This is a genomic window from Streptomyces caeni (assembly GCF_042678285.1).
Lineage (GTDB): Bacteria > Actinomycetota > Actinomycetes > Streptomycetales > Streptomycetaceae > Streptomyces > Streptomyces caeni.
This window is the reverse complement of the sequence record NZ_JBHUDX010000066.1, coordinates 39,128-61,588: the sequence shown is the minus strand read 5'-3', so window position 1 is coordinate 61,588 and position 22,461 is coordinate 39,128. Positions and strand designations below refer to the sequence as shown.

The following is a 22,461-nucleotide window of genomic DNA, read 5'->3' as shown; positions in this document are numbered from 1 at the left end:
TTCGGCGAGCGGTCCGGGGAAACGGACCGGGAGCAATCCCGGCACCGCGCCCCGGGCCGACTCAACAAGCGGATGCGGCGGAGCCCGGCCCGGCGGAGCAGGGTGTTGAAGTGCCGGGTGAGGGTGGCTCCCTCGATCGGGGCTCCGTCGGGTCGGGTGAAAACGTAGCCGCTGTCCTTCCAGCCCGCGCCCGCCGCTTCGCGTTCCTGACCCTGGCGGTTGCGGTGCTGTTCGAGAGAGCGCAGGCATGGCGTTGGCAGGGCGATGCGCCGTTCGGAGCTCTGGGTCTTGGTCGGGAGGGCGGTCAGGCCGGCGGTGTTGGTGCGCTGGAGAGTGCGGCGAATGCTGGCGGTGCCACCGGTGAGATCGAGGTCTTCCCAGCGCAGGCCGAGGAGTTCGCCCTTGCGGAGCCCGGTGTGCAGAGCGAGTTCGAGCAGCGGCTGCAACCGGTGACCGCTGGCGGCAGCCAGAAACTCGCGCGCATCCTCGGCGGTGAGGGGTTCGAAGCGGCGGGGCCGGGGTGTGCCGGTGCGGACGTTGCGGGCGACGTTGCGCGGGACCTCCTCCTCGCGTACCGCGTGCTCCAGGGCGGACTTGAGTACGGAGTGCACGTAGGCCAGGGTCAGTGGCGAGAGCCGCCTGGAGCAGCACTTCCCCGCGGCGCAGCAGACGGGTTGGTCGCGGGCAGTGTCGAGGCCGCGGGTGCAGCACTGGCAGGTGGTGCGGAGCTGGTTGAGCCAGGTGCGGACGTCCTTGGCGGTGAGCTTGGCGAGCTTCTTTCGTCCGAGGCCGGGGATGAGGTAGAGCCGGGCGACGGCGGTGTAGCGGGTGTGGGTGTTCTCGCGGAGGTGGTGGACGGCGACGTTCTCCAGCCAGTACGTCAGAAAGGCCGCGAGGCTGCCCTGGGTGGTGACGGCGGGGAGGCCGCGGTTGCTGGCGGCGATCTTTTCGGTCAGTTTGGCCAGTGCCTCCGTGCGCGAGTTGCCGTAGACGCGGACGCGGCGACGGGTGTTGTCGGGGGCGAGGACGTATCCGGCGGCTTCCCAGCGGCGGTCTTTTCGCTGGTAGACGGTTCCGTCGCCGTTGGCGCGGGTGCGGCGGGAGGCAGGGGTGTCGTGGGGTGCGGTCGTCATGCGGCGTCCTGTTCGAGGCGGGTGTGGATGAAGTCGGTGAGGGCGTGTGCGGGGATGCGGCGGGCTCGGCCGAGGGTGAGGGAGGGGAGTTGGCGGGTGCGGATGAGGTCGTAGACGGCGGTGCGGCCTAGTTGGAGGCGTTCCATGACCTGGCGGACGGTGAGGAGTCCTCCGGCGGGGAGCGAAGCTCCCAGCGCCCCATCATCGGCCGGCCCCTCCCCGCCCGGCCCCGGCACATGCACTCGGCCATTCGCTGCGGCCAGCTCCCGGCGCGGCCCACGGACGCGCGCTGCTGGCCGGCTCCGGCCTCGTTGCGTCACTGCCGTATCCGACGATCTCGACCATCGGCCAGGGGTTCCCGGAACTCCCGGCTCGATGGGCCTGACATCCGGCCAGTCCTTCCTCCGCCCCGCTGGGTCCGCCCAGCGGGGCGGAGCCCTGAAGGTTGACCCTTCCGGGCATCCCCGGCTGCACGCCCGGGAGGACTGAGACCGCTGAGCCATTCACGGGCGGGGCCCCACCGGAAGGTGATCCGGTGGGGCCCCGCCGTGTGTCCGGCGGCGGCGCGCGCCGTCCGTCACCGCCCTCCCCTCCCGCTGGGGAGGGCCGGCGCGGACGAGGGACAGAGGGCCGATTGCAGTGCCCTACCGAGCAACGTTGCTGCTGAGATTTGTAGAGAAGCGCGGCTCGGGCCCTTGGAGGATGACTGACCTCGGGGGCTGCACGGCCTCGCCGGATAGTCATCGAGCCGGGCCCAGCGGTACGACCGGTCCCCACGGCTCGTGTCGTCAGGGGGAGGTATGCACGTCGTCCGGGTCGGCGACGACATCCATGCTCTCGCAGGCCGGTGAGGGCAGGCGCTGGCCCCGACTGATCGCGATCCGGCGGACGTCCGTCAGCGCTTCGGTCAATTGTACGGTCAGCAAGTGCAGTTCGCCCGCCGCCCACTGTCGTCCGTCCAGGACGCGATGTGCCTCCCGGAGGAGTTCACCGGCCAGAGTGAGCTGGGCCGACTCCATGTCGTCGGCGAGCCGGGACAGGTATCCGGTTCCCTCGCCCGCGAGATAGCACGGCTTGCCCTCCGGCCCGGTCCAGGGCAGCAGACGCAGCTGACCCGCAGGGCTCACCATGCCCGTCCCTCCGCTCCATTGACCAGCCGGGCATCGATGTCGATACCGTGCACGGCCAGCCGCACCACGCGTTGCCGTGGCCGTCGGCGCTGTTGTTCGAGGGGCTCGTGCGCGACCAGGTACGGGCGGGCCGGCCCGATCTCCTCACGTCGCAGTAGCGGAGAGGTCGATGAGCGGGAGGGACTCGCGGTTGACGCCTCCACGCGGAGGCCGGCGGATCGCTGACCGGGTCCGCGATGGCGGCCCGGTGCGGGCAACAGCAGCCGCAGGAGCGGCTCGAAGATGCGGACGATACAGTGCGGCACGTCGACGCTCCTTGTCAGCGTTGGCCACGCCCCCGGACCGTTCGCCCGGTCGCGGGGGTCCTGACGAGACGTCAGCCTGCTGCCCGGCAATGCACGGTAGTTGCACCGAAGGGTGCAACTCCTCCTGCCAGAAATCCGCTATATCCCAACCCACTCCGCGTACTGTGCCAGCGAGCCGCTACGCGCCCGCTCCTGCCGTTTCAGGGCCAGCACGGTCTCCCGTACAGTCGGGTGATAGCGGGTCTGCTGCGGAGCGATGCGCCGAGCCTGATGCAGGCAGTCCAACGCCTGCTCCGTGTGGCCTGCCCAGGCGTGAGCCCGGCCGAGGTCCATCCAGTGGTGCCCGGCCCGGGAGCGTGTCCAGCCGCGCGGGATGCGTACGCTGTCGGCGAGTTCGATCGCACGCCCGAAGTCGTCGGCGTCCGCAGCGATGGCCACGGCATGCACACCGACATTGGTCGGTCCCCAGGTGACGCCGAAGTCGGGCAGTTCACCCGTGGTCTGTGCGAGCGCACGGGCCTCGGCCAGGCGGGAGTCCGCGTGGTCCCGGTCCTTCATACGGCCCGCGATCGTCGCGGCGCGCAACTGTAGCATCCCTCGCATCGCCGCAATGCCCGCCGGGCGGCGTGACTCCTGGCCATCGAGGTCCCGCAGCGCCCGGTCGACCACCCGCAGACCCACGTCATACCGACCCGACGCCATCGTGGTTTGCGCACGCAGGACGGCATGCATAGCGGCCAGCCCCGGCTCGTCGGCGCGCGGTGCGGTCCACGCCAGCCGGTCCAGCGCAACGGTCGCCAGATCGAGGAAGCCGAGCTTCCACGTCACGGTGAACACACAGCGGAATGTCTCCGCCAGACATTCGTAGGCCAGCCGCTGCTCTTCCCCGGTACTGGTGTGTACCGCCTGCACCGACTCGTCGATCAGCACAGGCAGGTCGCGCACCATATCCGTGTACTGCGCCTGACGGCGTTGCTCCAGAGCCCGCTGGACATCGGTCCAGATCAACGCGGCCGGGCGCGGAACCGTCTCCCAGTCCAGAGCGATGTCCCAGTTCTCCAGCCCCTCACGGATCGGCTGGATCAGCGCGTCCATCCGGTCACGGCGCAGTTCCTCGGCGTACGGCTGCCCCAGCAGATCAGAGGTGGAGACCTTCAGCGCGCGGGCGCAGGCAGCGACAAGGGCCGGGGAAGCGGGCTTCTGCCCGCACTCGACCTTCGACAACAACGATTTCGACACGTGGGCCCGCATCCCCAGCCCCTGCTGTGTCAGACCGCGCTGCTTCCGGATACGGGCGATCCGAGCGCCGGTGTGCTCCTCGATGCTCTGCGGCACGGCGAACTCCGTTCTGCGGCAACACTCAGAAAGTACCCCGGACCACACCACCCGCGACCATCCGGACAGTGGTGATCACCCCTGGGCGCGCCACCCCTTGCACACAGGCAGCCGGGTACTCCCTGGCCGGCGACCATCAGGGCAGCACGTTCGCGGAGGTGGGTCTCAAGGAGACCATGCCGGTGCGGATGCGCAAGCAGGATCCGTTCGGCAACCAGCGCGGTGCGGACACGGCCGGGGAGAACGTCCAGAGCCACGGGGGTTTCCTGGGTGCGACGCGGGACGACGCGTCCGGCTGTGTGCCGCTGGGTGCGCGGTTGTACGACCCGGTGGTGGGCAGGTTCCTGTCCGCGGACCCGGTGCTGGACCTGAACGACGTGCTGCAGTCCAACGGCTACACCTACGCCCACAACAACCCGGTGACGATGTCCGACCCGTCGGGTCTGTCCATCGCGCTGACCGCGTCGGAGCGGGCGGCGGCGCTGGCGGGCGCGGGTCTGTCGGCGGCGCAGATGGCACAGGAGCAGGCCGATATGGGCAAGTCGCTGACGCGTTTCGCCCGCACGGCACGAGCCCGGAGGGCCGCCGCCCCCGAGCGGCTGCGGCCCTTCACCCCGTACGGCTCGTACGGCTCGTATGGGTGGTGCGGCTTGTGCGGCTTGTGCCGTGCGCGGTTCGCGTACCGCGGGACGCGGCTCAGAGCACCCGCACGGCGCCCGTCGCCGGGTACCCGGAGAGGTTCTGGATGACGACGCCCTTGGAGGGGTTCGCCGCGTCCAGGTACTGACCGTTGCCGATGTAGACGCCGACGTGGTACGCGGAGCCCTTGGCGCCCCAGTAGAGGATGTCCCCGACCTGCAGGCTGGAGAGCGAGACATCGGTGCCGACCGTCGACTGGTCCTGCGAGACGCGCGGCAGGTCGACGCCGACCTGCTTGAACGCGGCCTGGACGAGGCCGGAGCAGTCCCAGGCGTTGGGGCCGGTGCCGCCCATGACGTAGGCGTCGCCCACCTGTGCCTTGAGGAAGGAGATCACCGTCCCGACGCTGCCGCTCGGCGCGGACGCGGTCGTCGCGGAGAGCACGGTCCGCGCGGAGTCGCGCGTGGCGCGCTCGGCGGCGGCCTTGCGGGCCTCCTCGGCCTTCTTCCTCGCCTCCGCCTTCTTCTGCGCCACGGCGAGGTCCGCCTTGGCCTGCTTCGCGGCCTTCGCCGCGGCCGCGTCACGCTCGGCCCGCAGCAGGTAGTCGGCCGCGGCCTGCTGGGTGGCCTCCGCGGACTGCGCGACCTGCGTGGCCATGTCGGCCGTGAGCGTGGGCAGTTCGAGGGTCTGCGTCACCGGCTCGGCGGCGCTCGCCGATGCGGCCGCGCCGACCGAGGCCATGCTGAGGACGCCACCGGCGACTCCGGCCCGCATCGCGAGGTTCGACGCGCTGCGGTTCCGGGGCTTCCGGTGGCTGCGTATGTGAGCGGTGTGGGACATGGGTACAAGCGGTATCAGGGGCTCCTCCATACCTTCAAGGAACGTGTGCTGTGCCACAGTTGTTCAATCGAGACCCTGAATCCCGGGCGTGTCGTTCTTTATTGACGCCGTAACGGGCATTGCGGACACTGATGATCAAGCCTGTGATCACGGTCTTTCATCGTTACGTCCGGATTGCTCTGTACATATCACCGGTGGGAACGCGTGGCCAAGCTCGCTTTGTGGGCGCCTTCATGGGTGTGGTGCAGGTCACGGAACGGTCACCGTGGCGGCGGCGTCCCCGCGGGGGTGCGGTACGCGGGTGCGTGACCGCTGGCGCGCGATGTGCGGTACGCGGGTGTGTGACCGCCGGCGCGCGATGTGCGGTTGCAGACCGTTCATGGCCGATGACGTGATGTGTGCGATGGGTGGCCGGCGGTGAACCGTTCGCCCCTGTGTGCAGGCGCCTCCACTCGTGAATGCATGCACACGTCCACTCCCGCGACGCTCCCCCTCTCCTATGTGAACGCGCTCCCCCTATCAGGGGATCCGGTCCGGTGCGAATTTGCCTACAGTGGTCGTTGCCTGGTAGTGCGGGGCGGCCCTGACCAGCGGTGATGAGTGAAAATGTCACCTCCTGGTGACCGCTCGGCCGCTTCGCGTATGAAGGTCATCGCTCATCCGACTTCATGATCGTTCGACGGGTGGTAGAGATCACAAAGCACAAGGGCACCCTCGTGTCGCAGATCACACACCCCCGGGCATAGGATGCACGGCAGTTGGGCTTGTGACCTGCTTCACATGTGCACGATCTTCGCTGGGGTGAGTGGGGTTCGCGGTACAGACGGGGTGGGTGTGAGCCCAGTGCAACCGCCAGCAGTCAGTGCCGACTGAGAGGAGCGAGGAGCGGTGAACGCGTATGCGCCCATCCTCGTACTGGGAGCCCTCGGGGCAGGATTTGCGATCTTCTCCGTGGTCATGGCCACGCTGATCGGTCCGAAGCGGTACAACCGGGCCAAGCTCGAAGCATACGAGTGTGGTATCGAGCCGACCCCGACACCGGCCGGTGGCGGGCGCTTCCCCATCAAGTACTACCTGACGGCGATGCTCTTCATCGTCTTCGACATCGAGATCGTCTTCCTGTACCCGTGGGCCGTCACCTTCGACGCCCTGGGGATTTTCGGGCTCGTGGAGATGCTGCTCTTCGTGCTCACCGTCTTCGTCGCGTACGCGTACGTATGGCGGCGCGGCGGCCTGGAATGGGACTGAGGGGCTGAAGCCATGGGACTCGAGGAAAAGCTGCCGAGCGGCTTCCTTCTGACCACTGTCGAGCAGGCCGCGGGATGGGTGCGCAAGGCGTCCGTCTTTCCCGCCACCTTCGGACTGGCCTGCTGTGCTATCGAGATGATGACCACCGGCGCCGGCCGCTACGACCTGGCGCGCTTCGGCATGGAGGTCTTCCGCGGATCGCCCCGCCAGGCGGACCTGATGATCGTCGCGGGCCGGGTCAGCCAGAAGATGGCGCCGGTCCTGAGGCAGGTCTACGACCAGATGCCGAACCCCAAGTGGGTGATTTCCATGGGGGTGTGCGCCTCCTCGGGCGGCATGTTCAACAACTACGCGATCGTCCAGGGCGTCGACCATGTCGTGCCCGTGGACATCTATCTGCCCGGCTGTCCGCCGAGGCCCGAGATGCTGATGGACGCGATTCTCAAACTGCACCAGAAGATCCAGAGCTCCAAGCTCGGCGTCAACGCCGAGGAGGCGGCCCGCGAGGCGGAGGAAGCGGCGCTCAAGGCCCTCCCGACGATCGAGATGAAGGGGCTGCTGCGATGAGTGACGCGAAGAGCGACGGCGCGAACACGCCGCGCGACGGCGCGAACGGCGCCGGCGCCAACGGCAACGGCGTCAATCCCGAGAAGGACCTCGGCGCCGCCAACCTCCCCGGCATGCGCGGGGACCGCGGCGAGGAGATCCGCGTCCAGCGCGGCATGTTCGGCGCCAACAACGGCGGCGACACATCCGGCTACGGCGGTCTGGTGCGCTCCATCCGGCTCCCGGGCGCGGCCGGCCGCCCCTACGGCGGCTGGTTCGACGAGGTCGCCGACGAACTGGAGGGCGCCCTGGAGGAGCAGGGCCTCCTCCCCGGGAACGTCATCGAGAAGACGGTGGTCGACCGCGACGAGCTGACCTTCCACATCGAGCGCGAGTACCTCGTCGCCGTCGCCCGGACGCTCCGCGACGACCCGGCGCTCCGCTTCGAACTGTGCACGGGCGTCAGCGGAGTGCACTACCCCGGCGACAAGGGCCGCGAGCTGCACGCCGTCTACCACCTGCGCTCGATCACCCACAACCGGCTGATCCGCCTGGAGGTCAGCGCCCCCGACGCCGACCCGCACATCCCGTCGCTCGTCCCGGTGTACCCGACGAACGACTGGCACGAGCGCGAGACGTACGACTTCTTCGGCCTGATCTTCGACGGCCACCCGGCGCTGACGCGGATCATGATGCCCGACGACTGGCTGGGCCATCCGCAGCGCAAGGACTACCCCCTCGGCGGCATCCCCGTCGAGTACAAGGGCGCCCAGATCCCGGCTCCGGACCAGCGGAGGTCGTACTCATGAACACCCAGACTCCGTCCTCCGCCTCCCCGCGCGAGACCACCGAGGGCACCGTCTACACGGTCACCGGCGGCGACTGGGACGAGGTCGTCCAGTCCGCGGCCCGCGCCGACGACGAGCGCCTCGTCGTCAACATGGGGCCGCAGCACCCGTCCACGCACGGAGTGCTCAGGCTGATCCTGGAGATCGAGGGCGAGACGGTCACCGAGGCCCGCTGCGGCATCGGCTACCTCCACACCGGCATCGAGAAGAACCTCGAGTTCCGCACGTGGACGCAGGGCACCACGTTCGTGACGCGCATGGACTACCTGACGCCGTTCTTCAACGAGGCGGGCTACTGCCTCGCCGTCGAGAAGCTCCTCGGCATCGAGGACCAGGTCCCCGACCGCGCCTCGGTCATCCGCGTGCTCCTGATGGAGCTGAACCGGTTGTCCTCCCACCTGGTGTGCATCGCCACCGGAGGCATGGAGCTCGGCGCCACCACGATCATGATCTACGGCTTCCGCGACCGGGAGATGATCCTCGACATCTACGAGCTGATCACCGGCTTGCGGATGAACCACGCCTTCATCCGCCCCGGGGGACTCGCCCAGGACCTGCCGCCGGGCGCGGTGGACCAGATCCGCGAGTTCGTGAAGAAGATGAAGAAGAACCTCCCGGAGTACGACAAGCTCGCCACCGGGAACCCCGTCTTCAAGGCCCGCATGCAGGACATCGGCTACCTCGACCTGTCCGGCTGCATGGCCCTCGGCGCCACCGGCCCGATCCTGCGCGCGGCCGGCCTGCCGCACGACCTGCGCAAGGCGCAGCCCTACTGCGGCTACGAGACGTACGACTTCGACGTCCCGACCGCCGACACCTGCGACGCCTACGGCCGGTTCCTCATCCGTCTGGAGGAGATGCGCCAGTCGGTCAGGATCGTCGAGCAGTGCCTGGACCGGCTGGAGCCCGGCCCGGTCATGGTCGCCGACAAGAAGATCGCCTGGCCCGCCCAGCTCGCCCTGGGACCCGACGGGCTCGGCAACTCCCTCGACCACATCAAGCAGATCATGGGCACCTCCATGGAGTCCCTGATCCACCACTTCAAGCTGGTGACCGAGGGCTTCCGCGTCCCGCCGGGACAGGCGTACGCGGCCGTCGAGTCCCCCAAGGGCGAACTCGGCGTGCACGTCGTCTCCGACGGCGGCACCCGGCCCTACCGGGTCCACTTCCGGGACCCGTCCTTCACCAACCTGCAGGCCACGGCCGCGATGTGCGAGGGCGGCCAGGTCGCCGACGTCATCGTCGCCGTCGCGTCCATCGACCCCGTGATGGGAGGCGTCGACCGGTGACCACCAGTTCTTCGGATCACGGCGTCAGCCTGGGCATGCCCGAGCTGCCCGCGCCCGACTACCCGGACGGCGTTCGAGCCCGGCTCGAGCTGGACGCCCGCGAGATCATCGCCCGCTACCCGGACTCCCGGTCCGCCCTCCTGCCGATGCTGCACCTGGTGCAGTCGGAGGAGGGCCACGTCACGCGCACCGGAATGCAGTTCTGCGCGGACGTGCTGGAGCTGACCACGGCGGAGGTCGCCGCGGTCGCCACCTTTTACACCATGTACCGGCGGCGGCCCTCCGGCGACTACCAGGTCGGCGTCTGCACCAACACGCTGTGCGCCGTGATGGGCGGCGACGCGATCTACTCCGCCCTCCAGGAGCACCTCGGCGTCGGCAACGGCGAGACCACCGGCGACGGCAAGGTCACCCTGGAGCACATCGAGTGCAACGCGGCCTGCGACTACGCGCCGGTCGTGATGGTCAACTGGGAGTTCTTCGACAACCAGACCCCCGAGAGCGCCAAGCGCCTCGTGGACGACCTGCGGGCGGGACGGCAGGCCGATCCCACCCGCGGCGCCCCCTTGTGCACCTTCAAGGAGACGGCCCGGATCCTGGCCGGCTTCCCCGACGAACGGGAAGGGGCCGTCGACGCGACCGGTGGCGCGGGACCGGCCTCGCTGACCGGGCTGCGGCTGGCCAAGGGGGAGAAGCCCGCCGCGCGCGTGGTCCACCCGCGGGACGGCGGGCCGCACGACGAGCCGCGCAGTGGGACGGCGGCCAACGCGGACGTGCACCTCAGCTCGCACGACGCGCCGCAGGACACATCGGCCTCCGACCCGAGCCACCCGGCCGGGCCCGCAGCCGAGGAGGGGCAGTGATGACCGTGGCAGCCGAGAACGGGGGCACCGCCCGCCCGAGCGGATTCGAGGGCGGCGGGGAAACGAGCCCCGAGAAGCTGCTCGCACCCGTGCTGTCCGCCTTCTGGGACGAGGAGAAGTCCTGGACGCTGGACGTCTACCGCCGGCACGACGGCTACGAGGGGCTCCGCAAGGCGCTCGCCATGTCGCCGGACGAGGTGATCGCGTACGTCAAGGACTCCGGACTGCGCGGGCGCGGCGGCGCGGGATTCCCTACGGGACTGAAGTGGCAGTTCATTCCCCAGGGTGATGGCAAGCCTCACTATCTCGTTGTCAACGCCGACGAGTCGGAGCCCGGAACGTGCAAGGACATTCCGCTCCTCTTCGCGAACCCGCACAGCCTCATCGAGGGCATCGTCATCGCGTGCTACGCCATCAGGTCGTCGCACGCCTTCATCTATCTGCGTGGTGAAGTCGTCCCCGTGCTGCGGCGCCTGCACTCCGCCGTGCGCGAGGCGTACGAGGCGGGCTACCTCGGCAAGAACATCCTCGGCAGCGGACTCGATCTCGACCTCACCGTGCACGCGGGCGCGGGCGCGTACATCTGCGGCGAGGAGACCGCGCTGCTCGACTCGCTCGAAGGCCGCCGTGGCCAACCGCGGCTGCGTCCCCCCTTCCCCGCGGTCGCGGGCCTCTACGCGTGCCCGACTGTGGTGAACAACGTCGAGTCGATCGCGTCGGTTCCCGCGATCCTGCACCGGGGCAAGGAATGGTTCCGGTCGATGGGCAGCGAGAAGTCCCCCGGCTTCACGCTCTACTCGCTCAGCGGCCACGTCGCCAGCCCCGGCCAGTACGAGGCCCCGCTCGGCATCACACTCCGCCAGCTGCTCGACATGAGCGGCGGCATGCGGCCCGGCCACCGCCTGAAGTTCTGGACCCCGGGCGGCTCGTCGACGCCCATGTTCACCGACGAGCACCTCGACGTCCCGCTCGACTACGAGGGCGTGGGCGCCGCCGGCTCCATGCTCGGCACCAAGGCCCTGCAGTGCTTCGACGAGACGACCTGCGTGGTCCGCGCCGTCACCCGCTGGACCGAGTTCTACGCCCACGAGTCCTGCGGCAAGTGCACACCGTGCCGCGAAGGGACGTACTGGCTGGTGCAGCTGATGCGGGACCTCGAGGCCGGCAAGGGCACCATGGCCGACCTCGACAAGCTCGCCGACATCGCCGACAACATCAACGGCAAGGCGTTCTGCGCCCTCGGAGACGGCGCCGCCCAACCCATCTTCTCCTCCCTCAAGTACTTCCGCGCGGAGTACGAGGAGCACATCACCGGCCGGGGCTGCCCCTTCGACCCGGCCAAGTCCACGGCCTGGGCCGACCGCACGGAGGTGAACGCATGACCGTACAGCAATCCGACAGCGGCTCCGCCGCGGGCCAGCGCTCCTCCGGAAAGGGAGAGGCGGCCATCCCGCCGGAGGACCTCGTCACGCTGACCATCGACGGCATCGAGATCAGCGTGCCCAAGGGCACCCTGGTCATCCGTGCCTCCGAGCAGCTCGGCATCGAGGTCCCCCGCTTCTGCGACCACCCCCTCCTCGACCCGGTGGGCGCCTGCCGCCAGTGCATGGTCGAGGTCGAGGGCCAGCGCAAGCCCATGGCGTCCTGCACGATCACGTGTACGGACGGAATGGTGGTGAAGACCCAGCTCACCTCGCCCGTGGCCGAGAAGGCCCAGAAGGGGATGCTGGAGTTCCTGCTCATCAACCACCCGCTGGACTGCCCCGTCTGCGACAAGGGCGGCGAGTGCCCGCTGCAGAACCAGTCGATGTCGCACGGCGCCGCCGATTCCCGCTTCGAGGGCAAGAAGCGCACCTACGAGAAGCCGGTACCGATCTCCACCCAGGTGCTGCTCGACCGCGAGCGCTGCGTGCTGTGCGCCCGCTGCACCCGCTTCTCCAAGCAGATCGCCGGCGACCCGATGATCGAACTGCTCGAACGGGGCGCGCTCCAGCAGGTCGGCACCGGCGAGGGCGACCCCTTCGAGTCGTACTTCTCCGGGAACACCATCCAGATCTGCCCGGTCGGCGCGCTCACCTCCGCGGCCTACCGCTTCCGTGCCCGCCCCTTCGACCTCGTCTCTTCCCCGTCCGTGTGCGAGCACTGCTCCGGCGGTTGCGCGACCCGCACCGACCACCGGCGCGGCAAGGTCATGCGGCGCCTCGCGGCGAGCGACCCCGAGGTCAACGAGGAGTGGATCTGCGACAAGGGACGCTTCGCGTTCCGGTACGCGCAGATGAAGGACCGGCTCGACCGGCCGCTGGTGCGCAACGAGTCGGGTGAGCTGGAGCCCACGTCCTGGCCGGAGGCGCTCCGGGTGGCGGCGCAGGGCCTGCTCGCCACGCGGGGCCGGGCCGGTGTGCTGACGGGCGGCCGGCTCACCGTCGAGGACGCCTACGCCTACAGCAAGTTCGCGCGCGTGGCGCTCGACACCAACGACATCGACTTCCGCGCGCGTGTGCACAGCACCGAGGAGGCCGACTTCCTGGCCGCCCGGGTCGCCGGGCGGGGCCGCGACCTCGACGGCAGCGGCGTCACCTACACCTCCCTGGAGAAGGCGCCGGCCGTCCTGCTCGTCGGATTCGAGTCCGAGGAGGAGGCGCCCGGCGTCTTCCTGAGGCTGCGCAAGGCGTGGCGCAAGCGCAAGCAGCTGGTCTTCTCGCTGGCCACGCACGCCACCCGGGGCCTGGAGAAGGCGGGCGGGACGCTGCTGCCCGCCGCGCCCGGCACCGAGCCCGAGTGGCTGGACGCCCTGGCGGGCGAGGTCGGCCTGGAGGGGGACGGCGTCCGGGCCGCCGAGGCACTGCGCACCGAGGGCGCGGTGATCGTCGTCGGTGAGCGTCTCGCCGGCGTGCCGGGCGGGCTGACCGCCGCCGTGCGGGCCGCGGCCGCGACCGGTGCCGAACTGGTGTGGATCCCGCGCCGGGCCGGGGAGCGGGCCGCCGTCGAGGCCGGCGCGCTGCCCTCGCTGCTGCCGGGCGGACGTCCGGCCACCGACCCGAGGGCCCGGGAGGAGGTCGCCGCCGCCTGGGGCGTCGCGGTACTTCCGAGCGGCTACGGCCGCGACACGGGCCAGATCGTGAACGCCGCCGCGAGCGGCGAGCTGCAGGCCCTGGTGGTCGCCGGCGTCGAGGTGGCCGATCTGCCCGATCCGGCACGCGCGCGTGCGGCACTTGCCGCGGTGGACTTCCTGGTCTCGCTCGAACTGCGCCCCAGTGACGTCACCGAGCACGCGGACGTGGTGCTGCCGGTGGCGGCGGTGGCCGAGAAGGCCGGCACGTTCCTCAACTGGGAGGGCCGGGCGCGCTTCTTCGAGGCCGCGCTCAAGCCCGAGCAGATGACCCGTCGGCTGCCGCCCACCGACGCGCGGGTGCTCCAGATGCTCGCCGACGCCATGGACGTCCACCTGGGACTGCCCGATCTGCGCACCGTGCGCGCGGAGCTGGACCGGCTCGGCACATGGGACGGGTCCCGGGCGGCCGACCCGATGGGTACCGGCACCCAGCTGCCCCGCCCGGCCGCCGGGGAGGCAGTGCTCGCCGGCCACCGGCTGCTGCTCGACCGGGGCCGTCTGCAGGAGGGCGACGACGCGCTCGCCGGCACCCGGCACGCGGCACGCGCGCGTCTGTCGGCCGCCACCGCCGCCGAGGCCGGCGTCGAGGACGGTGCGGTGCTGGCCGTGAGCGGCCCCGCCGGAACCGTCGAACTGCCGCTGCAGGTCACCGAGATGCCGGACCGCGTGGTGTGGCTCCCGATGAACTCCACGGGCGGCGGCGTCATCTCCGACGCCGGAGCGCTGCCCGGCACCCTCGTCCGCATCGGCCCGGCGACGTCCACCGCCGAAGCCCCCAAGGAGGTGGAGGCATGAGCCCGTACCTCGCCGCTGAAGACCTCTCCATGTTCGGCCGCGACCCGTGGTGGCTGATCGCCATCAAGGCGGTCTTCTGCTTCGCCTTCCTGATGGTGACCGTGCTGGTCTCCATCGTGTGGGAGCGCAAGGTCGTCGCCTGGATGCAGCTGCGCATCGGCCCCAACCGGAACGGCCCCTGGGGCATGCTCCAGTCGCTCGCCGACGGCGTGAAGCTGATGCTCAAGGAAGACCTCATCGTCAAGCGCGCCGACAAGGTGGTCTACATCCTGGCGCCGGTCGTCGCGGCCATCCCGGCCTTCATGGCGATCGCGGTGATCCCCTTCGGACCCGCCGACAACGAGATCTCGGTCTTCGGCCACCGCACCGCGATGCAGCTCACCGACCTGCCGATCGCGATGCTCTACGTCCTCGCGGTCGCCTCGATCGGCATCTACGGCATCGTGCTCGCGGGCTGGAGCTCCGGATCCACCTACCCGCTGCTGGGCGGCCTGCGCTCGTGCGCCCAGATGATCTCCTACGAGATCGCCATGGGCGCCGCCTTCGCCTCGGTGTTCCTCTACTCGGGCTCGATGTCCACCTCGGCGATCGTCGAGCAGCAGCACGACCGCTGGTACATCCTGCTGCTGCCGGTCTCGTTCATCATCTACGTCGTCACGATGGTCGGCGAGACCAACCGGGCCCCCTTCGACATGCCGGAGTCCGAGGGCGACCTGGTCGGCGGCTTCAACACCGAGTACTCGTCGATCAAGTTCGCGCTGTTCATGCTCTCCGAGTACGTGAACATGGTGACGGTCTCGTCCGTGTCGACCACGCTCTTCCTGGGCGGCTGGCGGGCCCCGTGGCCCATCAGCACCTTCTGGGAGGGCGCGAACCACGGCTGGTGGCCGCTGCTCTGGTTCGTCATCAAGGTCCAGTTGCTGCTGTTCTTCTTCATCTGGCTGCGCGGCACGCTCCCGCGCGTCCGCTACGACCAGCTGATGAAGCTCGGCTGGAAGGTCCTCATCCCGGTCTCCGTGGTCTGGCTGATGCTCGTCGCGACGGTACGGGCGCTGCGCAACGAGAACTACGCCTTCGGCGACATCGCCCTGTACGTGGCCGGCGGCGTCCTGGCGCTGCTGCTGCTGTCGTTCGTCGCCGACATGTTCCGCGAGAGGGCGAAACAGACCGCGCGCTCCGCCGAGGAGCCCGCCGCCTTCGACCCGATGGCGGGCGGATTCCCCGTACCGCCGCTGCCGGGCCAGACGCTGCCGCCGGTGCCGAGGCGCCGCCCGCACCGTGAGCGGGAGCTGATTGTCAGTGGTGGCGCGGACACTGTCAGTGACGGATCTTCGGATGGAAAGGAGGCGTCCGATGGCTGAGGAGCCCAAGGAGACCGAGCCCGGTTTCCTGAACCCTGTGGCCGGCTTCGGCGTGACCTTCAAGGCCATGTTCAAGAAGCGGCTGACCGAGCAGTACCCGGAGCAGAAGAAGACCACGGCTCCGCGGTTCCACGGACGGCACCAGCTCAACCGTCATCCGGACGGCCTGGAGAAGTGCGTCGGCTGCGAGCTGTGCGCCTGGGCCTGCCCCGCCGACGCGATCTACGTGGAGGGCGCGGACAACACGGACGAGGAGCGCTACTCCCCGGGCGAGCGGTACGGGCGGGTGTACCAGATCAACTACGCCCGCTGCATCCTGTGCGGCCTGTGCATCGAGGCGTGCCCGACCCGCGCGCTCACGATGACGAACGAGTTCGAGCTGGCCGACTCCAGCCGCGCCAACCTCATCTACACCAAGGAACAGCTGCTGGCCGGCCTCGAAGAGGGCATGGTCGACACGCCCCACGCCATCTACCCGGGGACGGACGAGCAGGACTACTACCGGGGCCTGGTGACGGAGGCCGCGCCCGGCACGGTGCGTCAGGCCGCTGTCTCCAAGGGCGAACAGCCCTCGGCGGAGGAGGTGGACGCATGAGCGCGCAGCTCGCCGCCTACACCACCTCCACCGGTGAGGCGTTCCAGTTCTGGGTCCTGGGCACCGTCGCGGTGATCGGCGCCCTGTGCACCGTCTTCATGAAGAAGTCCGTGCACAGCGCGCTCTGCCTGGCCGGCACCATGATCGTCCTGGCGGTGTTCTACCTCGCCAACGGCGCCTACTTCCTGGGTGTCGTGCAGATCGTGGTCTACACCGGCGCGATCATGATGCTGTTCCTGTTCGTGGTGATGCTGGTCGGTGTCACCGCGGCGGACTCCCTGAAGGAGACCATCAAGGGGCAGCGCTGGCTGGCGCTCCTGTGCGGCGTCGGCTTCGGCGTCCTGCTGCTCGGCGGCATCGGCAACGCGGCGCTGAAGGACTTCGACGGCCTGGGCCAGGCGAACGCGAACGGCAATGTGGAGGGCCTCGCCGCCCTCATCTTCACCAAGTACGTGTTCGCCTTCGAAATCACGGGCGCGCTGCTCATCTCGGCCGCGGTCGGCGCCATGGTGCTCACCCACCGCGAGCGCACCGAGCGCGCCAGGACCCAGCGCGAGCTGTCCGAGCAGCGCGTCCGGGAGGGCAAGCACGTCCCGCCGCTGCCGGCCCCCGGCGTGTACGCCCGGCACAACGCGGTGGACATCGCGGGCCTCCTCCCGGACGGCACCCCGTCCGAGCTGACCGTCAACAAGACGCTGCGCGCCCGCGGCCAGATCCGTGATGTGTCCGAACAGGCGCTGAGCGATCTGAAGGCCCTGGAGCACCGCACCGCCGAGCGTCTGGAGCGGACCGAGGACGAGCGGCCCGCGCTCAAGAGGACCGAGGAGGCGTCGAAGTGAACCCGGTCAACTACCTGTATCTCGCCGCCCTGCTGTTCACGATCGGCGCCACCGGCGTGCTGATCCGGCGGAACGCGATCGTGGTGTTCATGTGCATCGAGCTCATGCTCAACGCCTGCAACCTCGCGTTCGTCACCTTCTCCCGGATGCACGGCAATCTCGACGGCCAGATCATCGCGTTCTTCACGATGGTCGTCGCCGCCGCGGAGGTCGTGGTCGGGCTCGCGATCATCGTGTCGCTGTTCCGTACCCGCCACTCGGCCTCGGTCGACGACGCCAGCCTGATGAAGCTGTAAGGGGTCGCTGAATCGTGGAGAACCTGATTGCGCTGCTGATCGCGGCGCCCTTGCTCGGAGCGGCCGTCCTGCTGTGCTGCGGCAGAAGGCTGGACGGGGTCGGCCACTGGATCGGCACGGTGCTGTCCGCCGCCTCCTTCGTGGTCGGCGTCGTCCTCTTCGCCGACATGCTGGGCAAGGGCGCCGAGGACCGGACCATGACGCAGCACCTGTTCAGCTGGATCCCGGTGGGCGGTTTCCAGGCCGACGTCACCTTCCGGCTCGACCAGCTGTCGATGACGTTCGTGCTGCTGATCACCGGCGTCGGGTCGCTCATCCACCTGTACTCGGTCGGGTACATGGAGCACGACGAGCGCCGGCGCCGCTTCTTCGGCTATCTGAACCTGTTCCTCGCGGCGATGCTGCTGCTCGTCCTCGCCGACAACTACCTGCTGCTGTACGTCGGCTGGGAGGGCGTGGGCCTCGCCTCGTACCTGCTGATCGGCTTCTGGCAGCACAAGCCGAGCGCGGCCACCGCCGCGAAGAAGGCGTTCCTCGTCAACCGTGTCGGCGACGTGGGCCTGTCGATCGCCATCATGCTGATGTTCACGACGTTCGGGACCTTCGCCTTCGAGCCGGTCCTCGCCGGCGCGGACAAGGCGGGGGAGGGCAGGCTCACCGCCATCGGCCTGATGCTGCTGCTGGCCGCGTGCGGCAAGTCCGCCCAGGTGCCGCTGCAGTCCTGGCTCGGGGACGCCATGGAGGGCCCGACCCCGGTCTCCGCCCTCATCCACGCCGCGACCATGGTGACCGCGGGTGTGTACCTGATCGTCCGCTCCGGCGCGATCTTCAACGCGGCGCCCGACGCGCAGCTGGTCGTCACCGTGGTCGGTGCCGTCACGCTCCTCTTCGGTGCGATCGTCGGTTGCGCGAAGGACGACATCAAGAAGGCGCTGGCCGGTTCGACCATGTCGCAGATCGGCTACATGGTGCTCGCGGCGGGCCTCGGCCCCATCGGCTACGTCTTCGCGATCATGCACCTGGTGACGCACGGCTTCTTCAAGGCCGGGCTGTTCCTCGGGGCAGGCTCGGTCATGCACGGCATGAACGACGAGGTCGACATGCGCAAGTACGGCGGCCTCCGCAAGTACATGCCGGTCACGTTCGTCACCTTCGGCCTCGGCTACCTGGCGATCATCGGTTTCCCGGGCCTGTCCGGTTTCTTCTCCAAGGACAAGATCATCGAGGCGGCGTTCGCCAAGGGCGGCACCGAGGGCTGGATCCTCGGCGGCGCGGCCCTGCTCGGCGCGGCCATCACCGCGTACTACATGACGCGTGTGATGCTGATGACGTTCTTCGGCGAGGAGCGCTGGAGGAACCGGCCGACGGCCTCCCCGGACGAGTCGAGTGCGGAACCGGCCGCGGAGCACCGCGGCGATGCTGCGTCTGAGCATGTCGCTGCCGCGACGGGGGAGCCGCACCCGCACGAGTCGCCCAAGGTGATGACGATCCCGATGATCGTGCTGGCCTTCGGGTCGGTGTTCGCGGGTGGCCTCTTCTCGCTGGGCGACCGCTTCCTGCACTGGCTGGAGCCGGTCACGGGTCACGCGGAGGGCCACTCGCCGGTCAGCGCCGGGACGGTCACGGGCGCGACCCTGGTGCTGCTGCTCGTCGGCGTCGGCATCGCCTACGCCCAGTACGGGCGCCGCCCGGTCCCGGCCGTCCCCCCGCGCGGATCGCTGCTCACCCGGGCCGCCCGGCGCGACCTGCTCCAGGACGACTTCAACCACGTTGTCCTCGTCCGCGGCGGAGAGCACCTCACGCGCTCCCTGGTGTACGTGGACCACACCCTGGTCGACGGCGTCGTCAACGGCACGGCGGCCTCGGTCGGCGGTCTCTCCGGACGGCTCCGCCGGCTGCAGAACGGCTACGCCCGGTCGTACGCGGTCTCGATGTTCGGCGGTGCGGCGGTGCTCGTCGCACTGACCCTGCTCATGAGGGCGGTCTGATAGCGATGTCCTTTCCTCTGCTGACAGCCACGGCGGCGCTCCCGGCCGTGGGAGCGATCGCCACGGCCGCGGTCCCCGTCGCACGGCGCACCGCCGCGAAGTGGCTGGCGCTGCTCGTCTCGCTCGCCACGCTCGCGCTCGCCGCGGTGGTCGCGGTCCGCTTCGAACCGGGCGGCGCCCGCTACCAGCTCACCGAGTCCCATGCCTGGATCAGGGACTTCGGGGTGCGGTACGAGCTGGGTGTCGACGGCATCGGGGTGGCGCTCGTCGCGCTGACCGCGCTGCTGATCCCGTTCGTGATCCTGGCGGGCTGGCACGACGCCGACCCGCTGGAGACCGGAAGCCGGCGCTGGCGGCCCACTCAGGGCTTCTTCGCCCTGATCCTGGCCGTCGAGGCGATGGTGATCCTCTCCTTCGAGGCCACCGACGTCTTCCTCTTCTACATCTTCTTCGAAGCCATGCTCATCCCGATGTACTTCCTCATCGGCGGCTTCGGGGACCACGCCCACGAGCACGGAGAGCAGGCGGCGGCCACACAACGGTCGTACGCCGCCGTGAAGTTCCTCCTCTACAACCTGGTCGGCGGTCTGATCATGCTGGCCGCGGTCATCGGCCTGTATGTGCAGGCCGGGACCTTCTCCCTCCCGGAGATCGTGCAGGCGCGGGCGAGCGGCTCGCTCCACATGGTGACCAGCACCGAACGCTGGCTGTTCCTCGGCTTCTTCTTCGCCTTCGCGGTCAAGGCGCCGCTGTGGCCGTTGCACACATGGCTGCCCAACGCCATGGGCGAGGCCACCGCCCCGGTCGCCGTGCTCATCACCGCGGTCGTCGACAAGGTCGGCACCTTCGCGATGCTGCGCTTCTGCCTCCAGCTGTTCCCGGAGGCGAGCAAGTGGGCGACGCCCGCCATCCTCGTCCTGGCGCTCATCAGCATCATCTACGGCGCCCTGCTGGCGGTCGGTCAGCGGGACATCAAGCGGCTGGTGGCGTACGCGTCGGTCTCGCACTTCGGCTTCATCATCCTGGGCATCTTCGCGATGACCAGCCAGGGCCAGTCGGGCGCGACGCTGTACATGGTCAACCACGGGCTCTCGACGGCCGCCCTGATGCTGGTGGCGGGCTTCCTGATCTCACGCCGCGGCTCGCGTCTGATCGCGGACTACGGCGGCGTGCAGAAGGTCGCGCCGCTGCTCGCCGGCACGTTCCTGGTGGGCAGCCTCGCGACCCTGTCCCTGCCGGGGCTGGCGCCGTTCGTGAGTGAGTTCCTGGTCCTGGTCGGCACGTTCACGCGCCACCCGGCCATCGGGATCATCGCCACCTTCGGCATCGTCCTCGCGGCGCTCTACGCCCTCGTCCTCTACCAGCGGACGATGACGGGCCCGGTGAGGGCGGAGGTCGCCGAGATGCCGGACCTGCGCGTACGCGAACTTCTGGTGGTCGCCCCGCTGATCGTGCTGCTGATCTTCCTGGGCGTCTACCCGAAGCCGGTCACCGACATCGTCAACCCGGCGGTCAAGCAGACCATGTCCGACGTACACCAGACCGATCCCAAGCCCGTGGTGGAGGCGGCCAAGTGAGCACAGCAGCCGTCCACAACCTGTGGACAACCGCGGCCGACCCGATCTCGAAGATCGATGCGCCGAAGATCGAATACGGGCAGTTGTCACCGACGTTGATCGTCATCGGTGCCGCGCTCATCGGAGTGCTGATCGAGGCGTTCGTGCCGCGCAAGTCCCGTTACTACGCGCAGGTGTTCGTGTCGGTCGTCGCGCTCGCCGCCGCGTTCGCCGCGGTGGTGGGGCTCGCGGCGGGCGGATACGGCACCACGAAGGCCCATATCGCGGCGATGGGCGCGATCGCGGTCGACGGACCGTCCCTGTTCCTGCAGGGAACGATCCTGCTGGCCGGTCTGCTCGGCGTGTTCACGTTCGCCGAGCGGCGCCTGGACCCGGCGGCGCACGGCAACCGCGTAGACTCGTTCGCGGCGCAGGCCGCGTCCGTACCGGGCAGCGACAGCGAGAAGGCCGCCGTGAAGGCGGGGTTCACCACGACCGAGGCGTTCCCGCTGCTGCTGTTCGCGGTGGGCGGCATGCTCGTCTTCCCCTCGGCCAACGATCTGCTGACGCTGTTCGTGGCCCTGGAGGTCTTCTCGCTGCCGCTGTACCTCCTGTGCGCGCTGGCCCGCCGCAAGCGTCTCCTGTCGCAGGAGGCCGCGGTCAAGTACTTCCTGCTCGGTGCGTTCGCCTCCGCGTTCACACTGTTCGGCATCGCACTGCTGTACGGGTACGCGGGCTCGGTGTCGTACGCGGCGATCGCACGGGTCGTCGAGGGCACGGTGCCGAGCGTCGACCCGGCGCTCGCCAACACCATGGGCAACGACGCGCTGCTGCTGGTCGGCGCCGCGATGGTCGTGATGGGGCTGCTGTTCAAGGTGGCCGCGGTGCCGTTCCACATGTGGACGCCGGACGTGTACCAGGGCGCGCCGACCCCGGTGACCGGCTTCATGGCGGCGGCGACCAAGGTGGCGGCGTTCGGCGCGCTGCTGCGGCTGCTGTACGTCGTCCTGCCGGGCATGCGCTGGGACTGGCGGCCGGTGATGTGGGCGGTCGCGATCGCCACCATGCTCGGCGGTGCGATCGTCGCGATCACCCAGACCGACATCAAGCGGCTGCTGGCGTACTCGTCGATCGCACACGCGGGATTCATCCTCGCCGGTGTCATCGCCGCGACCCCGGACGGCGTGTCTTCGGTGCTCTTCTACCTGGCCGCGTACTCGTTCGTGACGATCGGCGCGTTCGCGGTGGTCACCCTCGTCCGGGACGCGGGCGGCGAGGCCACGCACCTGTCCAAGTGGGCCGGGCTCGGGCGCCGGTCCCCGCTGGTGGCGGCCGTGTTCGCGGTGTTCCTGCTGGCCTTCGCCGGCATCCCGCTGACCTCCGGCTTCGCCGGGAAGTTCGCCGTGTTCAAGGCGGCGGCGGAAGGCGGGGCGACACCGCTGGTCGTGATCGGTGTGATCTCCTCGGCGATCGCGGCCTTCTTCTACATCCGTGTGATCGTGCTGATGTTCTTCAGCGAACCGCGCCCCGAGGGGCCGACGGTGGCGGTCCCCTCGCCCCTGACGATGACGGCGATCGCCGCGGGCGTGGCGGTGACGCTGGTACTGGGCGTGGCGCCCCAGTACTTCCTCGACCTGGCGAGCCAGGCGGGCGTCTTCGTACGCTGACCCGCACCCGCACGGGACGGCCCGGCACCCGCTCGGGGGGCGCCGGGCCGTCGCGTTGTGTGTGAGCGGTGCCGGG

General features: G+C 69.6%; 20 protein-coding genes and 1 pseudogene. 15 read left to right on the top strand and 6 right to left on the bottom strand.

Features of this window, described 5'->3' with window-relative positions; translation table 11 throughout:
* From ACFSL4_RS23260 to ACFSL4_RS23240, 5 genes are all read right to left on the bottom strand, one after another.
* On the bottom strand, positions 1 to 1,133 hold a 1,133-nt coding region (locus ACFSL4_RS23260), incomplete at its 3' end, for a tyrosine-type recombinase/integrase (protein WP_381086193.1).
* Positions 1,130 to 1,327, bottom strand: coding sequence for a helix-turn-helix domain-containing protein (locus tag ACFSL4_RS23255; protein WP_381086196.1), 198 nt, complete (start codon positions 1,325 to 1,327; stop codon positions 1,130 to 1,132). The genes ACFSL4_RS23260 and ACFSL4_RS23255, both read right to left, overlap by 4 nt.
* A 594-nt stretch (positions 1,328 to 1,921) precedes the next feature.
* Positions 1,922 to 2,263, bottom strand: a complete 342-nt coding sequence (locus ACFSL4_RS23250; protein ID WP_381086190.1) for a hypothetical protein — start codon at positions 2,261 to 2,263, stop codon at positions 1,922 to 1,924.
* Positions 2,257 to 2,568 (bottom strand): hypothetical protein, encoded by a 312-nt coding sequence (locus ACFSL4_RS23245; protein WP_381086187.1) that lies wholly within the window; start codon positions 2,566 to 2,568, stop codon positions 2,257 to 2,259. The genes ACFSL4_RS23250 and ACFSL4_RS23245 overlap by 7 nt, the downstream gene beginning before the upstream one ends.
* A 138-nt stretch (positions 2,569 to 2,706) precedes the next feature.
* Positions 2,707 to 3,903, bottom strand: a complete 1,197-nt coding sequence (locus tag ACFSL4_RS23240) for a helix-turn-helix domain-containing protein (RefSeq protein WP_381086184.1) — start codon at positions 3,901 to 3,903, stop codon at positions 2,707 to 2,709.
* A gap of 119 nt (positions 3,904 to 4,022) precedes the next feature.
* On the opposite strand from ACFSL4_RS23240, the pseudogene ACFSL4_RS23235 reads away from it, so the two are divergent.
* Positions 4,023 to 4,454: pseudogene (locus tag ACFSL4_RS23235) on the top strand (RHS repeat-associated core domain-containing protein); the annotation flags it as partial.
* A 145-nt stretch (positions 4,455 to 4,599) separates the two neighbouring features.
* Here ACFSL4_RS23235 and ACFSL4_RS23230 read toward each other — a convergent pair.
* Entirely contained in the window at positions 4,600 to 5,412 is an 813-nt protein-coding gene (locus ACFSL4_RS23230) for a C40 family peptidase (protein ID WP_381086181.1), read from the bottom strand.
* Between the two features lie 858 nt (positions 5,413 to 6,270).
* On the opposite strand from ACFSL4_RS23230, the gene ACFSL4_RS23225 reads away from it, so the two are divergent.
* The 14 genes from ACFSL4_RS23225 to nuoN are packed head-to-tail and all read left to right on the top strand — an operon-like array spanning position 6,271 to position 22,385.
* Entirely contained in the window at positions 6,271 to 6,630 is a 360-nt protein-coding gene (locus tag ACFSL4_RS23225) for an NADH-quinone oxidoreductase subunit A (protein ID WP_003992243.1), read from the top strand.
* 12 nt (positions 6,631 to 6,642) lie between these two features.
* Positions 6,643 to 7,197, top strand: a complete 555-nt coding sequence (locus ACFSL4_RS23220; RefSeq protein WP_030174336.1) for a NuoB/complex I 20 kDa subunit family protein — start codon at positions 6,643 to 6,645, stop codon at positions 7,195 to 7,197.
* Entirely contained in the window at positions 7,194 to 7,985 is a 792-nt protein-coding gene (locus ACFSL4_RS23215) for an NADH-quinone oxidoreductase subunit C (RefSeq protein WP_381086177.1), read from the top strand. Before ACFSL4_RS23220 ends, ACFSL4_RS23215 begins: the two co-directional genes overlap by 4 nt.
* Positions 7,982 to 9,313: an NADH-quinone oxidoreductase subunit D gene (locus tag ACFSL4_RS23210; protein ID WP_381086174.1), complete on the top strand. Its 1,332-nt coding sequence runs from the start codon at positions 7,982 to 7,984 to the stop codon at positions 9,311 to 9,313. Before ACFSL4_RS23215 ends, ACFSL4_RS23210 begins: the two co-directional genes overlap by 4 nt.
* Entirely contained in the window at positions 9,310 to 10,176 is an 867-nt protein-coding gene (nuoE, locus tag ACFSL4_RS23205; RefSeq protein ID WP_381086171.1) for an NADH-quinone oxidoreductase subunit NuoE, read from the top strand. Before ACFSL4_RS23210 ends, nuoE begins: the two co-directional genes overlap by 4 nt.
* Complete coding sequence (nuoF, locus tag ACFSL4_RS23200; protein ID WP_381086168.1) at positions 10,173 to 11,558, top strand: NADH-quinone oxidoreductase subunit NuoF; 1,386 nt, start codon at positions 10,173 to 10,175, stop codon at positions 11,556 to 11,558. Before nuoE ends, nuoF begins: the two co-directional genes overlap by 4 nt.
* The gene (locus tag ACFSL4_RS23195; RefSeq protein WP_381086166.1) at positions 11,555 to 14,083 is read left to right on the top strand and encodes an NADH-quinone oxidoreductase subunit G; all 2,529 of its coding nucleotides are present in this window, start codon (positions 11,555 to 11,557) and stop codon (positions 14,081 to 14,083) included. The genes nuoF and ACFSL4_RS23195 overlap by 4 nt, the downstream gene beginning before the upstream one ends.
* On the top strand, positions 14,080 to 15,444 hold the full coding sequence (nuoH, locus tag ACFSL4_RS23190; RefSeq protein ID WP_381086163.1) for an NADH-quinone oxidoreductase subunit NuoH: 1,365 nt from the start codon (positions 14,080 to 14,082) through the stop codon (positions 15,442 to 15,444). Before ACFSL4_RS23195 ends, nuoH begins: the two co-directional genes overlap by 4 nt.
* Entirely contained in the window at positions 15,437 to 16,039 is a 603-nt protein-coding gene (gene nuoI, locus ACFSL4_RS23185; RefSeq protein WP_381086160.1) for an NADH-quinone oxidoreductase subunit NuoI, read from the top strand. The genes nuoH and nuoI overlap by 8 nt, the downstream gene beginning before the upstream one ends.
* Entirely contained in the window at positions 16,036 to 16,878 is an 843-nt protein-coding gene (locus ACFSL4_RS23180; protein WP_381086157.1) for an NADH-quinone oxidoreductase subunit J, read from the top strand. The genes nuoI and ACFSL4_RS23180 overlap by 4 nt, the downstream gene beginning before the upstream one ends.
* Positions 16,875 to 17,174 carry an NADH-quinone oxidoreductase subunit NuoK gene (gene nuoK / locus ACFSL4_RS23175; RefSeq protein ID WP_023547474.1) on the top strand — a complete coding sequence of 100 codons (300 nt, stop codon included), beginning with the start codon at positions 16,875 to 16,877 and terminating at the stop codon, positions 17,172 to 17,174. The genes ACFSL4_RS23180 and nuoK overlap by 4 nt, the downstream gene beginning before the upstream one ends.
* Positions 17,175 to 17,188: 14 nt before the next feature.
* The gene (nuoL, locus tag ACFSL4_RS23170; RefSeq protein ID WP_381086154.1) at positions 17,189 to 19,162 is read left to right on the top strand and encodes an NADH-quinone oxidoreductase subunit L; all 1,974 of its coding nucleotides are present in this window, start codon (positions 17,189 to 17,191) and stop codon (positions 19,160 to 19,162) included.
* Positions 19,163 to 19,167: 5 nt separating this feature from the next.
* Positions 19,168 to 20,739 (top strand): NADH-quinone oxidoreductase subunit M, encoded by a 1,572-nt coding sequence (locus tag ACFSL4_RS23165; protein ID WP_381086151.1) that lies wholly within the window; start codon positions 19,168 to 19,170, stop codon positions 20,737 to 20,739.
* Positions 20,736 to 22,385: an NADH-quinone oxidoreductase subunit NuoN gene (gene nuoN, locus ACFSL4_RS23160; protein ID WP_381086148.1), complete on the top strand. Its 1,650-nt coding sequence runs from the start codon at positions 20,736 to 20,738 to the stop codon at positions 22,383 to 22,385. Before ACFSL4_RS23165 ends, nuoN begins: the two co-directional genes overlap by 4 nt.
* Positions 22,386 to 22,461: the final 76 nt, after the last annotated feature.

What these genes read in the sequence shown, in the direction of transcription:
- ACFSL4_RS23250 (WP_381086190.1), bottom strand. Translation starts at nt 2,263, where the DNA reads ATGGTGAGCCCTGCGGGTCAGCTGCGTCTGCTGCCCTGGACCGGGCCG.
- ACFSL4_RS23230 (WP_381086181.1), bottom strand. Translation starts at nt 5,412, where the DNA reads ATGGAGGAGCCCCTGATACCGCTTGTACCCATGTCCCACACCGCTCAC.
- ACFSL4_RS23220 (WP_030174336.1), top strand. Translation starts at nt 6,643, where the DNA reads ATGGGACTCGAGGAAAAGCTGCCGAGCGGCTTCCTTCTGACCACTGTC.
- ACFSL4_RS23215 (WP_381086177.1), top strand. Translation starts at nt 7,194, where the DNA reads ATGAGTGACGCGAAGAGCGACGGCGCGAACACGCCGCGCGACGGCGCG.
- ACFSL4_RS23210 (WP_381086174.1), top strand. Translation starts at nt 7,982, where the DNA reads ATGAACACCCAGACTCCGTCCTCCGCCTCCCCGCGCGAGACCACCGAG.
- ACFSL4_RS23195 (WP_381086166.1), top strand. Translation starts at nt 11,555, where the DNA reads ATGACCGTACAGCAATCCGACAGCGGCTCCGCCGCGGGCCAGCGCTCC.
- nuoH (WP_381086163.1), top strand. Translation starts at nt 14,080, where the DNA reads ATGAGCCCGTACCTCGCCGCTGAAGACCTCTCCATGTTCGGCCGCGAC.
- nuoI (WP_381086160.1), top strand. Translation starts at nt 15,437, where the DNA reads ATGGCTGAGGAGCCCAAGGAGACCGAGCCCGGTTTCCTGAACCCTGTG.
- ACFSL4_RS23180 (WP_381086157.1), top strand. Translation starts at nt 16,036, where the DNA reads ATGAGCGCGCAGCTCGCCGCCTACACCACCTCCACCGGTGAGGCGTTC.
- ACFSL4_RS23165 (WP_381086151.1), top strand. Translation starts at nt 19,168, where the DNA reads ATGTCCTTTCCTCTGCTGACAGCCACGGCGGCGCTCCCGGCCGTGGGA.